This window comes from Niabella sp. CPT15-335-S11 (assembly GCF_058792415.1).
This window is the reverse complement of record NZ_JBYTEI010000002.1, coordinates 101,027-115,873: the sequence shown is the minus strand read 5'-3', so window position 1 is coordinate 115,873 and position 14,847 is coordinate 101,027. Positions and strand designations below refer to the sequence as shown.

Here is a 14,847-nt window from a genome sequence, read left to right as displayed (position 1 = left end):
ATTTTGCCCGGAGAAGATCGGCTTGTTCATGAGCTCTGTAAACCAACAAATTACGTTTAACATAAAAAATGATCATATGAAATGGTTACTTAAAAAGTGGATCCTTTTTTACCTGTCTGCTTTCTTAATGGCTTTCTCTTTAGCCTTTTCCAGTTGTTACAAGGGTTCCAATATAACGCCCGAACAGAGGCCTGTGATCCCTTATGATGCGACCAAACCGGTTACGGTGCAAGGCTTCTCACCGGAATCTGGAGGGGTTTCCACACAAATGCTGATTAGGGGAACCAATTTTGGTACGGATACATCGCAGATCAGGGTGCTGGTGAACGGCAAACAAGCGCCTGTTATTAGCTCCGACGGAACCAGGATACTTGCTCTGGTGCCATCGAGGGCCGGAACTGGCGAGGTAAAAGTATTGATTGGACCCAGTGCCAGTCAGCAGGAAGTCGTTGCTCCGCAGGCGTTTACCTATTATTTTCGTCCGACTGTAGGGACTCTCGCAGGTTTCAAAAATGCTAACAATCAAACAGCCATTATTGATGGAGCCATTAACGTTGCACAGTTTGAACAACCCTACTGGTTATTGTTGGATCAACATAAAAATATTTACCTGCTCGAAGAATACCGGGCGCTCAGGTTTATTGATTCGGCAAGGACCTATGTAAAGACGCTGTTCCGAACCGGGAACGGAGTAGGCAGACCAAGAACGCTGGCCTTTAATCCTACCTGGGATACCCTATATCTCACCAATGATCAGTGGGACGAAACAGGTATTAGTACAGTGGTGTTAACGCCCGCGAGCGGATTTACGAGGTGGAACGCCTTAATATATAATAGCACCACAAACGGAGGTGATGCCCAGCCGCAGACAGGTGACTATTTCTATAACCGTTATAAACAGGGACAAATATTTCAGTGGGATCGCGCTACCAGAACATCCAGGGAGTTGTTCAGAATTGGCGATAATGACTGGGAATTCAATATTCAGTTTGCACCAAGTGGTGATTTTGCCTACATCTGCGTGGTTAACCGCCATTATTTACTCAAAGCTACTTATAACAGGCAAACACGGACTCTTGAGTCGCCGGTTCACTTTGTTGGTCAGCGAAGCACCGCGGGATATCGGGATGGTGTAGGAACCAGCGCTTTGTTCAGAGAGCCACATCAGGGTGCATTTGATGAAAATGATAATTTCTATATATGTGACCGGGGCAATCATTGTATCAGGAAAATAACGCCGGATGGCGTTGTGACCACATTCGCCGGCCGCCCCAATCAGGCCGGTTACACTGACGGCGCCCTACGAGATGCGCAGTTCAACTGGCCAATGGGCATCGTTTACGATAGATCTGCGGGCACTTTTTATGTTGCAGATCATGACAACGCCCGAATCAGAACAATAACTACTGAATAACGAAAAAACTGTATTGATACGTCTGGTACAAATATCCATTTGAGTACGATCCCGAATGAGTATTTGATATTGGTACGTCAGATATAGTCAACAGTAAAATAAACGTAATTGTATGAGAAATCTATTTATTTTCTTCCTAATATTGATTGCCGGAAAACTGAATGCCCAGGAGGTAGAAGTCACGGGTTCTATTACCGATCCCACCAGTAATCCTTTGATTGGGGTGAGCGTAACCATCAAGGATAATCCCGGTTTTGGTACAGCATCCAACGAACTTGGACAATTCAAAATCAAGACCGATCCCTATAGTATTCTTGTTTTTTCTTATGTTGGATATAAGTCTCAGGAAATTAAAGTTGGTCAGCGGGCTCTCGTGAATGTGATTATGCAGCCAGTTGATTCCAGTGTTCTGGATCAGGTGGTTGTTACAGCCATGGGGCCTCAGAAAAAAGCAACGGTAACCGGGGCAATCACTACGGTGAGTGTGAATACATTAAAGGTGCCCACAGCTAATCTTACCAATGCACTCGCGGGTAATGTCGCGGGAATTATTGCCATGCAACGTTCAGGAGAACCAGGCAGTAACCTGTCTGAATTCTGGATAAGGGGCATGTCAACTTTCGGCGCAAATAAAGGAGCGCTCGTGATGGTCGATGGTTTTGAAAGATCGCTGAACGAGATTAACATCGAAGACATTGAATCGTTTTCTGTTTTGAAAGATGCCTCCGCTACTGCGTTATACGGTTCAAAGGGGGCAAACGGTGTTATCCTTATCACGACCAAAAAAGGAAAGGCGGGAAAAATAGCCATTGACGGAAAAGTACAGACAGGCTATGTGACAAGAACCAGGACTCCGGAATTCACAGACGGATTCCAGTACGCGCAGATGGTTAACGAAGCGAGGGTTACCAGGAATTTTGAACCATTATACACCGCCAATGAGCTCGACGTCATAAAGTATAACCTGGATCCCGACCTTTATCCGAATGTGAACTGGATGGATCTGATGTTAAGACCTTCAACAAATAATGTCATCGCATCCATGAATTTTACGGGAGGTGGGTCAACAGCCAGATATTATGCATCGGGTTCGTATTTCAATGAAGGAGGTTTGTACAAAACGGATGCCTCTTTAAAAGATTATAAAACCAACGCCAACAGAATACGATGGAACTACCGGACAAATTTTGATTTTGATATCACAAAATCGACAGTTATGCGACTTGGTGTTGGCGGTTTCCTGGAAAAGAAAAACTATCCCGGTCTTGGGTATTTTATATGGGAGTCCGTGGTAGGAACAAATCCGATTGCCACACCTGTAGTTTATTCTAACGGACTTATCCCAGCTTTCGGTACCGGAGCTCGCACAAATCCATGGGTGCTTACCACACAAACGGGTTACAGGGAGTTTTGGCAAAATTCAATAACATCAAATGTGAGTTTAGAGCAAAAACTTGATTTTATTACGAAAGGACTACGAGCTGTTGGACGACTTGCATTTGACGGTGATAACTGGAACAATATTAACAGGCAAAAATGGCCCGAACAATACATTGTGGAAAGGAGAAGAGACCGGAATGGGAATCTGATATTTCACCGGCAATCCACCGAAGCCCTAATGTTTCAGAACAGCGATGCCAGTGGCCGTCGCATCTACGAACTGGTTGGTGAAATATTTTACAACAGGAATTTTTCGGGACATAACGTAGATGCCATGGTGAGGTCCTTTCAGCGTGAAGAACGGAGTTCAGCGAATGTAGGTTCCGATATCAAGAACGGAATTCCGCACAGATGGATGTCTGTGTCGGGGCACACAGGTTATGGTTACAAGAACCGCTATCTGGCCGCGTTAGATTTCGGATATACTGGCTCGGAAAATTTTAAGGTAGGTCATCAGTTTGGTTTCTTTCCCGCTGTATCAGCCGCATGGAATATTTCGGAAGAGAAGTTTGTAAAAAATAAGCTGGGCTGGTTAGACCTGTTTAAGCTTAGGGGTTCATGGGGTAAAGTAGGCAACGATATTGGCGGAACCCGTTTTGCCTATATCAGTACTATTTCTGGTATCAGTAATTTTAATTTTGGTGAATCTATCAGCCCTAATACCTATCCTTCGATTGGCTATACAGAAGTTTCATCCGAACAATTGACCTGGGAAACGGCGACGAAAAAGGACCTTGGTCTGGAGGTTAACGTATTACGGAACATGTTCTCGCTCATTTTTGATGTATATCATGAGCTTAGAGACGATATATATGTCCAGCGTTTTTATTTACCAGCCATGGTGGGCATTAGCAGCAGCCCCTGGGCAAATGTGGGCAGAACTGAGAACAAAGGATTTGACGGGACATTTTCCTTTCACAAGAAAATCGGTGAGGTCGATTTCACCAGCCGCGGAAATATTACTTATCATAAAAACAAGATCCTCGCGCAAGACGAACAAATTAATTATTACCCATATTTATCAAGAGAGGGATTCAGGGTGGAACAGTCCAGAGGGCTGATTGCTGAAGGCTTGTTCAAAGACTATGAAGAAATCAGAAATAGTCCAAAGCAGACTTTTGGTACCTATATGCCCGGCGATATCAAGTACAAGGATGTTAACGGTGATGGCGTAATCAACAGTGACGATGAAGTGCCAATCGGGGCAAGCTTCAGACCTGCACTGGAATACGGCCTGGGTATGTCGGCCATGTGGAAGGGTGTTGATTTCAATATACATTTCCAGGGTGCGGGCCGGTCTTCCTATTTCATAAACGGCCCCAGCGTCTATCCATTTGTACAAGGCGCCTGGGGTAATATCCTGAGCTCAGTTGCAGATCCCAAAAATCGTTGGATATCCCGGGACATTTCGGGGGATCCGACAACAGAGAATACAAACGCGATTTATCCAAGACTTAGTTACGGGGGGAATGCCAACAATTACAGAGCGTCTACGTTCTGGCTGCGAGACGGAAAATATTTACGTCTGAAGACGCTCGAGATCGGTTATTCGCTTCCCAAAAGTTTTTTGCTGAAACATCATATTTCTACAACCAGGTTCTTTATTGTTGGCCAAAACCTTCTGGTATGGGATAAATTAAAGATTTGGGACCCCGAATTAGGAAGTGGTAACGGCATGGTGTATCCACTTACGAAGACAATTACGGCAGGTTTAAATATAACTTTATAAATCTTTTGACAATGAAAAAAAGTCTATCAATTATAGTAAGTTCAGTTTTCCTGCTTTTCGTTTTGGGATCATGTAGGAAGTACATGAATATGGAGTTCTTTTTCAAAGACAGACAGAATATTGATTCTGTTTTCTCAAAAAAGGATTATTCTGACCAGTGGCTGGCTGATGTGTATACCCATCTCCGGGACGATAATATGGATGTTGGCAGTAAAGACTATGCACCCAGCAACCTGATCTCAGACGATATGTTTTTCGGAGACAGAGGTGACGAATTTGACGCCCGGACGTATAGGAAATATAAAAATGGTGAATATGATGAGGGTTGGTGGCAGGGATCCTGGACATCGTGTTACCAGGGAATCAGAAAGGCCTCTATATTTATTGATAATATCGACAAGAACCGGCAAATGACCAAAGGAGAGATCACAGATTCAAAAGCACAAGCCAGGTTCTTAAGGGCATATTACTACTGGTTGTTGCTACGCAAATACGGGCCGGTTCCGCTTGTGCCGGTTCATGGGTTGGACTACATTTTAAGCTATGATGATTTATCACTCCCAAGAAATACATATGATGAATGTGTGGATTTTATTACAAAGGAATTCGCGCTGGCAGCTCAGGATCTCCCGTTGAGCCGCGACAATCGTAATGTAGTCAGGTGTACAAAGGGTGCGGCACTCGCAGCCAGAGCAAAAGTGTACCTATATGCAGCAAGCCCGCTCTTCAACGGCAATGCAGAGATGGCTGAACTGACGGATGACAGAGGTAAGCAGTTAATATCGAAGCAGTATACTGAAGAGAAATGGGCCAGAGCGGCGGCGGCGGCGAAAGAAGTTATTGAGTTAGGTACTTACAAACTTTATACTTATCCTTCACACCCGGAAGATCAGGGTCCGGATCATCCACCGACCTTAACTCCACCTTTTGATGCGCGGTATTCGGATAAAAATTTTCCTTCTGGTTGGAAGGATATTGATCCTTTCGAGTCCTACCGGCAGATTTTCAACGGTGATGTATCATTTACGGCTAATCCTGAGATTATTTTCTCGCGCGTAACTGAAATTGGCGGAAGGGGTGTGAACGACCTGCCACTTCACCAGACTCCTTCGTCAATGGGAGGATGGAATGCTCACGGTATCACGCAGAAGCAGTGCGATGCCTACAGTATGAACGACGGGAGCGATGTGCCAGTCAATCCCAGGGTTCAAGGTTATACAATGAGTAATACTTCAAATAAACCACTTCCGTCAGGTGTGTCACTTCAGTATGCCGACAGGGAGCCCAGGTTTTACGCTTCGGTAGCTTACAACGGAAGCATCTGGTATCGTACCAGTGTCACCGATCCGAACCTGCGCAGCAAACAAGTATTCTATTATAGAGGCGAACCTGATGGAAAGCAACCAGCTGCTCCACAGTTTTATATCCGAACAGGAATTGGGATCAAGAAATTCGTGAACCCGATTGATTCTTGGAGTACATTGGCGGGATCATTTACTGTTCCGAAAACAGAGCCAGCCATTCGTTATGCAGAGATATTGTTGATCTATGCTGAAGCGCTCAATGAACTTAGTAATTCCTACAATATTCCGGCTTATACCGGTACAGGCAATTTAAGCGTGGGCAGAAACATCTCAGAAATGAGTAAAGCCATAAGTCAATTACGTATAAGGGGAGGAGTTCCTGATTACGATGACGCTACCTATGCTTCCAAAGAACTTTTCAGAAAGAAACTGAAAAGAGAGAGGCAGATTGAATTAATGGGCGAAAATCACAGGTATTTCGATCTCAGGAGGTGGAAGGACGCTCCGGTGGAAGAAGCTACCCCGGTCATGGGATGCAATATGGACATGACTTCGTCGCAAAGAGATTTATTCCATACTCCTATAATTATTCCTTCCCTGCCTACAGTATTTGTGAAGAAAATGTATTTGTGGCCGATATCCCACGCGGAATTGAGAAGGAATAAACGCCTGACACAAAACCCTGGTTGGACAACTCCTTACTAAAATGAATAAATTAAAGAAATGAAAAACGTATATTTTTTGATTTTTCTGATAGGCTGTATAAGTATATCGTGTAACAAGGAATGGACAGAAGAACTATTTGTAAAAGACGTTTCTTTTGTGAAGAACGGTGTCGTTCCTGTTTACGCAAAGTATAAATCAGCTGGCGGTTCTGTGATGTTGAAAGTGCCTGTTGAATTAAGCGGTTCAACTGAAAATAAAGAAGATGTACAGGTCACTATTGAATTAGATAAAGATACCCTGAGTAATTTGAATTTTGACCGTTTCCGTTTCAGGCAGGATTTGTATTTTGTGGAGTCACCACAAAATAATTATTCTTTCGAATCCATGACTACGACAATACCCAAAGGTTCCAACATCGGATACTTCAATCTTAACCTGAAAATGGAGGGTCTCGACATGTACTACAAGTACATTTTGCCACTTAAGGTAGTCTCTACATCAAAATACGGGGTGTCACCGAGAAGATGGTACAAAAAGTCCCTGATGCAGATCATACCTTTTAATAATTATTCCGGCGTATATTCGTCACCTGGACAAGTAAAGAGGCTAAATAGCGGTGATCCGGCGCTTTCAACGCCCACACGAACAGCTTGGGTGGTGAATGAAAATACGATTTTCTTTTATGCCGGTGTCGTGGAAGAAGAAGCCTACGACAGGATAAAATATAAAATTTTTGCGCGGTTCAACGAGGATGGTAGTGTTTCACTTACTTCATCAGATCCGGCAATAAACTTTTCACAGAGTAATGGTACTTACACGGTAGAAAAGAAAATGGATGAAGTACAGCCGTACCTTGAGAGAACGATCACAACGATGAATTTAGTTTATGAATACAATGACATTACAAATCCGGCCTTTCCACTGAGGTACAGATTTTCGGGGTCGATGGTTTTGGATCGAAAAAGAAATACGCAGATTCCCGACGAAGATCAGCAGGTGGTGATAGACAGTGATACATATTAGAAAAGAATTTCGAAAATTCAAGAGTCGAAATATTGTCGTCGCATGGCGAGTATCATATTAGTAAATTATTTATAACAAGAGATAACCATGAATCTATTTGGACGAGCGACGAAATTATCGATAGCCTTTTCAGCTTCGATGTTGATTGGAATGACGTTTCATGCGGGCGCGCAGACGCAGAAAGCTCCGGCTTACCCCCTGATTACGCATGACCCTTATTTTAGCATCTGGTCGGTTACAGATGAACTGAACGCTTCTTCTACCCGGCACTGGACCGGTTCGGAGCAACCCCTGACCGGCTACGCAAAAGTGGATGGCAAAATTTATCGTTTCCTGGGAGCTGAAGGTAAGGCGTACGACAGGGTTCTGTCAACGGGTGATGAAGGGGGTTATGCAACCCTGTTTACCGAGACACAGCCGTCGCAAAACTGGATGAATCCTGATTTTAAAACGAAAGGCTGGAAATCCGGACTTGCACCTTTCGGTGATGCTGCAAGCAAACCTAAGACCTTATGGACTTCCGGGAATCTTTGGGTTAGAAGAGAATTTAATGTAACGGACAACAATATTCAAGGGCTGAACCTGAAAATTTCCCATGACGACAACATCGACGTATACCTGAATGGAACCAGGATTTACGCACATCAGGGGTGGTACCACAAGTATATTTATGTTCCCATTGAAAACGCCCCTGATTTGCTGAAGAAAGGAAAGAACGTGCTAGCACTACACATTAAAAATACAGCCGGCGGCCAGCATCTCGATTTTGGATTGGTTAAAGAGAGGAAATCTCCTGAACTGACATCTGTGCAAATGGCAAAACAGAATAATCTTGATCTTAAGGCAACGCAAACTGCGTATGATTTCACCTGCGGACCCGTTAACCTGAAAGTGAATTTTACTTCACCACTTATTATCAGCGACCTTAATTTGATTTCCAGGCCTGTGTCGTATGTTAGTTTCAGTACCAAATCTAATGATGGTAAGCCACACAAAGTTGAAATACTATTCAATGCCTCATCAGCGCTGGCTGTAGATCAACCTTCGCAGGAGGTTCAGGCCGGAATTTATAAACTGAACAATCTTTCCGTATTGAAAGTAGGTACTACTGCTCAACCAGTACTTGGAAAAAAGGGGGATGACCTTCGAATAGATTGGGGATACCTTCACGTGGCTGCGGCCAGCAGGAACGCCTCACAGTTTATCACCGGCTCTGAAGCTTCGGCGATAGAAATCTGGAACGGCGGTCAAAAGAAGAACACCAGTACTCAAAAAGGCCGGCAACTAACATTGGGGACCATCATTGATCTTGGAAATACCGTCTCAAACGTATCAAAGATATTGCTGGGATATGACGAAATCTGGTCCATTCAATTTTTTGGTACCAATCTGCGACCCTGGTGGAACAAAGACAATAATTCCACGATCGAAAAGCAACTGACGAACGCCTATAATGACTATGATGCTACCATAAACAAATGCGTGGCCTTAGACCGTACCATTCACAGTGATGCCCTGAAGGCCGGTGGAGAAGAGTATGCCAGGCTTTGCGATATGGTCTACCGGCAGGTGATGGCTGCGCATAAATTGGTACGGAGTCCACAGGGCGAACTGCTCTGGCTTTCCAAAGAAAATTTTAGTAATGGATGTATAAACACGGTCGACCTGACCTATCCTTCGTCGCCGCTCTTTCTGGTGTATAACCCCGAACTCGCGAAAGGCATGATGAACGGGATCTTTTATTATAGCGAGAGCGGGAGATGGAAAAAACCCTTCGCTGCACATGATATAGGAACCTATCCTCTAGCAAACGGTCAGGTTTATGGAGAAGACATGCCGGTTGAAGAATCTGGAAATATGGTGATACTGGCCGGAGCTATCGCGGTACGAGAAGGTAATGCGAAATACGCCGAAAGACACTGGCAGACCCTGACCACGTGGACTGATTATCTGGCGAGGGAAGGCTTCGATCCCGCAAATCAATTATGCACAGATGATTTTGCAGGGCACCTGGCACGCAATGCTAACCTATCACTGAAAGCAATCATGGGTGTAGAGAGTTATGCTACGCTGGCAAAAATGCTGGGTAAGGAAGATGTCTACAAAAAATATCACCATGCCGCCGCAGCTATGGTCCCAAAATGGATGAAGCTCGCAAATGATGGCGATCACTATTCACTCGCGTTCGGAAAGCCGGGCACCTGGAGCCAAAAATACAATATGGTCTGGGACCGCGTGCTGAAGTTTAACCTGTTCCCAAAATCAATTGCACTAACAGAATTGAAGTATTATCGAACCAAACAAAATGCATTTGGGTTACCGCTGGATAGCCGCAGGACCTATACAAAAAGCGACTGGATCCTGTGGACAGCATGCCTGACCGGCAATTTAGATGACTTCCACGCGCTCGTTAAACCGGTTTATAAATTTGCAACGGAAACACCAGATCGCCGGCCGTTCGGTGACTGGCATGAAACGACCAATGGGCACAAAGAGGGTTTTCAGGCAAGGAGCGTTTTGGGCGGTTATTGGATGAAAGTTTTGGATGCGAAATTGAACAAATAAAAGTCAGACATCCAGGATAAAATTATTGAACGGATTTGAACCTGGGGATGACAGTTATCGCGATAGATCTGAGTTTGAGTATATTTGCACAGAATAACTTGAACGGAATAGCCAGCGATCTGTTGGTAAGTTCCGATGAAGAAAATACATCAATAAAAAAATGAATCATTGCCATTTTCGGGAAAAACTATCCACATGGATCCTCGTGGTTGTCCTTTCGGTTTGCAGCCTTTTTAAAGTTGAAAAAGGTAACGCTCAGGTGTCGGTTGTTTCTATGCCGGAACTGCCCGCAGTTAATACAAATTATCTGAACAATAAGTCTCCGTTGCTGCAGAATGCTTTTATCAAACTTCCAGTGGGAAGTGTAAAACCGATGGGTTGGCTACATGAGTATCTGGTTCGCCAAAGAAACGGACTAACGGGACAGTTGGGGGAAATAAGTGCCTGGCTCCAAAAGGAGAATAACGCCTGGCTGAGCAAAGATGGAAAAGGAGAGTACGGCTGGGAAGAAGTACCTTATTGGTTGAAGGGATATGCCAATATTGGTTACATTCTTAAAGATCCGGGGATGATCGCCGAAGCAAAGATTTGGTTGAATGCCGTTTTAAGCAGTCAGCGATCCGACGGCAATTTTGGTCCAACCTACGTAGATAAGAATGGTGCGGAAGATTTTTGGCCGAAGATGATCATGCTATACTGCCTGCAGTCCTATTACGAGTACAGCGGGGATACCAGGGTAATTCCATTTATGCAGAACTTTTTCAGATATCAGTTGAATTATCCTGAAGATAAATTTATCAAACACTATCACTATTGGCAGGGCTGGCGGACCGGGGATAACCTGCACAGTGTATTGTGGCTGTACAATATCACCGGTGACTCGTGGCTGCTGGATCTTGCCAGAAAAATACACAGGAATTCAACAAGTTGGGAAAACAGGAACACTGTCCGAAATGATAAGAACCTCCCCGGATGGTTTGGGTTGTTGCCGAACTGGCATAATGTAAACATCGCGCAGGGTTTCAGAGAACCTGCTACGTATTATTTATTATCAGGCGACAAAAAAGATCTTCGGGCGAGTTATGAAGTTCAGGAGATCGCCAGGCAATATTTCGGGCAGGTACCGGGCGGCATGTTTGGCGCAGATGAGAATGCACGACCCGGTCATGATGATCCCCAGAACGGAACAGAAACCTGTGGATTCGTAGAACAGATGAATTCAGATGAACAGATGTTTCGAATGACAGGTGATATTATGTGGGCTGATCATGCGGAGAATGTCGCCTTTAATTCATATCCGGCGGCTGTGATGCCTGACTTCAAATCCCTTCGTTACATCACCTCGCCCAATATGGTATTGAACGATTCGAAAAATCATCATCCAGGCATTGATAACTCCGGGCCCTTTTTGATGATGAACCCGTTTAGTTCCCGGTGCTGTCAGCACAATCATTCTCAGGGCTGGCCTTATTATACTGAAAATCTGTGGATGGCCACGCCAGATAATGGTGTTGCTGCGGCGCTCTACGCTGCCAGTGAAGTGAATCTGAAAGTGGCGAATGGCAAACAGGTTAGGTTGACAGAAATTACAAACTATCCGTTTGACGAAGCTATCCGCATAAAGTTCAATGCTAAAGAACAGGTGCAGTTTCCTCTTTACTTAAGGATCCCTGAATGGGCCGAAAACGCAGCCTTGTGGATCAATGGAAAGAAGCAGCCAGTAAAAATCGAACCATCAAAATTTGTAAAGATCAACAGGCTTTGGAAGAACAACGATGAGATTCGCCTGGTGTTACCGATGAAAGTAGCGCTGACTACGTGGAAACAAAATAAGAACAGTGCGAGTGTAAACTACGGCCCGCTTACGTTTTCACTCAAGATTGATGAAAAGTATATTAAAGCGGAAAGTGATAAGACCGCGATCGGTGATTCCAAATGGCAAAAAGGTGTGAATAAAGAGGAATGGCCCTCATATGAAATTCAGGCAGCCTCACCTTGGAATTACGGATTGTATCTGGCACCGCATTCCTATTTATCCGGGTTTAAAGTGATTAAAAAATCATGGCCCAAGGATAATTTTCCGTTTACACCGGATGCTGCGCCCATTTACATTGTTGCAAAAGGAAAGCAAATACCCGAATGGACCATTGACGCTAACGGGCTTGCAGGTAGATTGATGCAAAGCCCTGTGACAACTAGCCAGCCATTGAAGGAAATTACCCTGATACCCATGGGTGCTGCCCGCCTGCGAATCAGTCAGTTTCCAGTTGTGAAATAATTATTCTTAATTTCAGGGTCTTAATCGAAAGTAAAAAAAACGAATGCCTAAGCCGGGAAGATTTTGATATTTCAAGACACATAATATGAGAACGTTACTAATTACTTTGAACCTGCTTGTTCCTTTTTTCAGCATGGCTCAGACTCCGGACCTGGTCCGGTATGTAAACACGCTGCAGGGGACCAACTCGTCCTTTGAACTGACAAGGGGTAATACTTATCCCACGACTGCTTTGCCCTTTGCCATGCATACCTGGACTCCTCAAACTGGCAAAAACGGGGATGGATGGAAGTATCAGTACACCAAAACTTCCATCAGAGGATTTCAGCAGGCACATCAGTGTAGTTCATGGACCAACGATTACGCTGTGTTTTCGTTTATGCCTTCCATCGATAATCTTAAAGTAAATGAAGACGAGAGGGCGCTGGAGTTCAAACATGAAAATGAGATAGGGAAGCCGCACTACTACAAAGTTCAATTTAATAATGGAATTTCCACAGAGATGAGTCCCACTGAGCGCGGAGCTCATCTGCGTTTTAGTTTCCCACAAGGGCACAAAAGCTATTTGGTGCTCGATGGCTACACCAGGTTGAGCGGTGTAAAAATTTATCCTGACCGGAAAATGATCACCGGGTATGTAAACAATGGCCGGGGTTTCCAGGCTGGCTGGAAAAATTATTTTGTCGTTGTTTTCGATCGCCCTTTTGCTGCGTACGGAACCTGGGAAAACCGGAATAATACTATTCAGCCAAACAGCACAGAAGGAGATGGAAATGGAATAGGGGCATATATTCAGTTTGCTGATGGTGCGAAAGTGCAGGCAAAAGTGGCTTCATCCTATATCAGCGCAGAGCAGGCCATGCTTAATCTAACGCGGGAACTGGGTGGTGATAAAAATCTTGAAGATACCAAAAGAAAAGCCTGGAAAATATGGAACGAACACCTGGCAAAGATTCTGGTGGAAGGTGACAACGAAGATGAGAAAGCCACCTTTTACTCCTGCTTTTTCAGGGCGAGCCTGTTCTCCAGGAAATTTTACGAAGTGGACAAAGCGGGGCGGGCTTACTATTTTAGTCCTTACGATGGTAAAGTCCATTACGGGTACATGTTCACCGACACAGGCTTTTGGGATACATTCCGGGCGCAGTTTCCGTTAAATGCGTTGTTGTGTCCTACACAACACGGAAGGTATATGCAGGCGCTGCTGGACGCTAAGGACCAATGCGGCTGGCTGCCCTCATGGTCTTTTCCAAATGAACATGGAAGTATGATAGGCAATCATGCTATTTCTTTGCTGGCAGACGCCTGGGCAAAAGGAATACGCACCTTTGATCCGAAAAGGGCACTCGATGCTTATCATCATGAAGCAAACAACAAAGGTCCCTGGGGGCCGGCAAACGGAAGGGATGGATTCCGGGAGTATAATCAATTAGGGTACGTGCCATATCCGAAATATCGCGAAGCAACTGCAAAGACACTGGAATATGCCTATGATGATTTTTGCGGATATAACCTGGCAAAGATGACCGGCAATCAGCATTATGAAAAAGACTTTGGTGCAAAAATGTACAACTATAAGAATGTTTTCGATGCTTCAGTTGGATTTATGAACGGTAAAGATTCGATGGGTAAATGGAAAGCGAATTTTGATCCGGTAGAGTGGGGAGGTCCGTTTACAGAAGGTAATGCCTGGCACTATCTATGGTCTGTATTTCATGATGTAAATGGTCTGATAGATTTGCTGGGAGGGAAAGAAAAATTCTGTATAAAACTCGATTCGGTCTTTTCAGTTCCGAACACGGTTAAAGTTGGCACTTACGGACGCATGATCCATGAGATGACAGAGATGGTGATGGCAAATATGGGGCAGTATGCACATGGAAACCAGCCCATACAACATATGGTGTATTTGTATAATTATGCAGGACAGCCGTGGAAATCGCAGTACTGGGCAAGACAGGCGATGAAGCACTTGTATAGTGCAACAGAAAACGGCTACCCGGGGGATGAAGATCAGGGACAGACCTCTTCCTGGTATGTATTGAGCGCACTGGGTTTTTATAGTGTGTGCCCCGGTACGGATCAATACGTTATCGGGAGCCCACTCTTTAAAAAGACGACAATCACGCTGGAAAATGGAAAAAAATTTGTAATTGAAGGGAAAAATAATTCAGCCTCCAATATATATATCAAATCCGGAATGCTAAATGGCAAATCTTTCACGAGGAATTATCTCACTTACGGCGAAATAGTGAACGGTGGCAAACTGTCGTTTGAGATGGATCGCCAACCTGCAGTCAGACGGGGCATTCAGAAAGCGGATAAGCCATTTTCTGTGTCCACGGCCATTCGCTGATCTCATTTAAAAGAACCTGTATCAAAAAATAAAGCTAATGCAGGGCTTTATGCAGTTTAAAGCGATCGGATA

At 44.5% G+C, this 14,847-nt stretch carries 7 protein-coding genes; all 7 read left to right on the top strand.

The features are described 5' to 3' along the window. Window positions 1-76: 76 nt before the first annotated feature. The 7 genes from AC3WS5_RS06980 to AC3WS5_RS06950 all read left to right on the top strand — a co-directional run bounded on the left by AC3WS5_RS06980 (window position 77) and on the right by AC3WS5_RS06950 (window position 14,775). Window positions 77-1,414 carry an IPT/TIG domain-containing protein gene (locus AC3WS5_RS06980; protein WP_492466553.1) on the top strand — a complete coding sequence of 446 codons (1,338 nt, stop codon included), beginning with the start codon at window positions 77-79 and terminating at the stop codon, window positions 1,412-1,414. Window positions 1,415-1,526: 112 nt separating this feature from the next. Further along, on the top strand, window positions 1,527-4,583 hold the full coding sequence (locus AC3WS5_RS06975) for a SusC/RagA family TonB-linked outer membrane protein (protein WP_492466552.1): 3,057 nt from the start codon (window positions 1,527-1,529) through the stop codon (window positions 4,581-4,583). Window positions 4,584-4,594: 11 nt separating this feature from the next. Further along, window positions 4,595-6,592 carry a RagB/SusD family nutrient uptake outer membrane protein gene (locus AC3WS5_RS06970; RefSeq protein WP_492466551.1) on the top strand — a complete coding sequence of 666 codons (1,998 nt, stop codon included), beginning with the start codon at window positions 4,595-4,597 and terminating at the stop codon, window positions 6,590-6,592. Window positions 6,593-6,610: 18 nt separating this feature from the next. Next, window positions 6,611-7,576, top strand: a complete 966-nt coding sequence (locus tag AC3WS5_RS06965) for a DUF4973 domain-containing protein (protein ID WP_492466550.1) — start codon at window positions 6,611-6,613, stop codon at window positions 7,574-7,576. 87 nt (window positions 7,577-7,663) lie between these two features. Further along, window positions 7,664-10,141: a glutaminase family protein gene (locus AC3WS5_RS06960; RefSeq protein WP_492466549.1), complete on the top strand. Its 2,478-nt coding sequence runs from the start codon at window positions 7,664-7,666 to the stop codon at window positions 10,139-10,141. 160 nt (window positions 10,142-10,301) lie between these two features. Further along, complete coding sequence (locus AC3WS5_RS06955; RefSeq protein ID WP_492466548.1) at window positions 10,302-12,419, top strand: beta-L-arabinofuranosidase domain-containing protein; 2,118 nt, start codon at window positions 10,302-10,304, stop codon at window positions 12,417-12,419. A gap of 85 nt (window positions 12,420-12,504) precedes the next feature. Continuing rightward, window positions 12,505-14,775 carry a GH92 family glycosyl hydrolase gene (locus AC3WS5_RS06950; protein ID WP_492466547.1) on the top strand — a complete coding sequence of 757 codons (2,271 nt, stop codon included), beginning with the start codon at window positions 12,505-12,507 and terminating at the stop codon, window positions 14,773-14,775. The last annotated feature ends 72 nt before the right edge of the window (window positions 14,776-14,847 follow it).

Bases quoted from the DNA above. Each gene is read 5' to 3' on its own strand.
- AC3WS5_RS06975 (WP_492466552.1), top strand. From the start codon at position 1,527: ATGAGAAATCTATTTATTTTCTTCCTAATATTGATTGCCGGAAAACTG.
- AC3WS5_RS06955 (WP_492466548.1), top strand. From the start codon at position 10,302: ATGAATCATTGCCATTTTCGGGAAAAACTATCCACATGGATCCTCGTG.
- AC3WS5_RS06950 (WP_492466547.1), top strand. From the start codon at position 12,505: ATGAGAACGTTACTAATTACTTTGAACCTGCTTGTTCCTTTTTTCAGC.
- AC3WS5_RS06960 (WP_492466549.1), top strand. From the start codon at position 7,664: ATGAATCTATTTGGACGAGCGACGAAATTATCGATAGCCTTTTCAGCT.
- AC3WS5_RS06965 (WP_492466550.1), top strand. From the start codon at position 6,611: ATGAAAAACGTATATTTTTTGATTTTTCTGATAGGCTGTATAAGTATA.
- AC3WS5_RS06970 (WP_492466551.1), top strand. From the start codon at position 4,595: ATGAAAAAAAGTCTATCAATTATAGTAAGTTCAGTTTTCCTGCTTTTC.
- AC3WS5_RS06980 (WP_492466553.1), top strand. From the start codon at position 77: ATGAAATGGTTACTTAAAAAGTGGATCCTTTTTTACCTGTCTGCTTTC.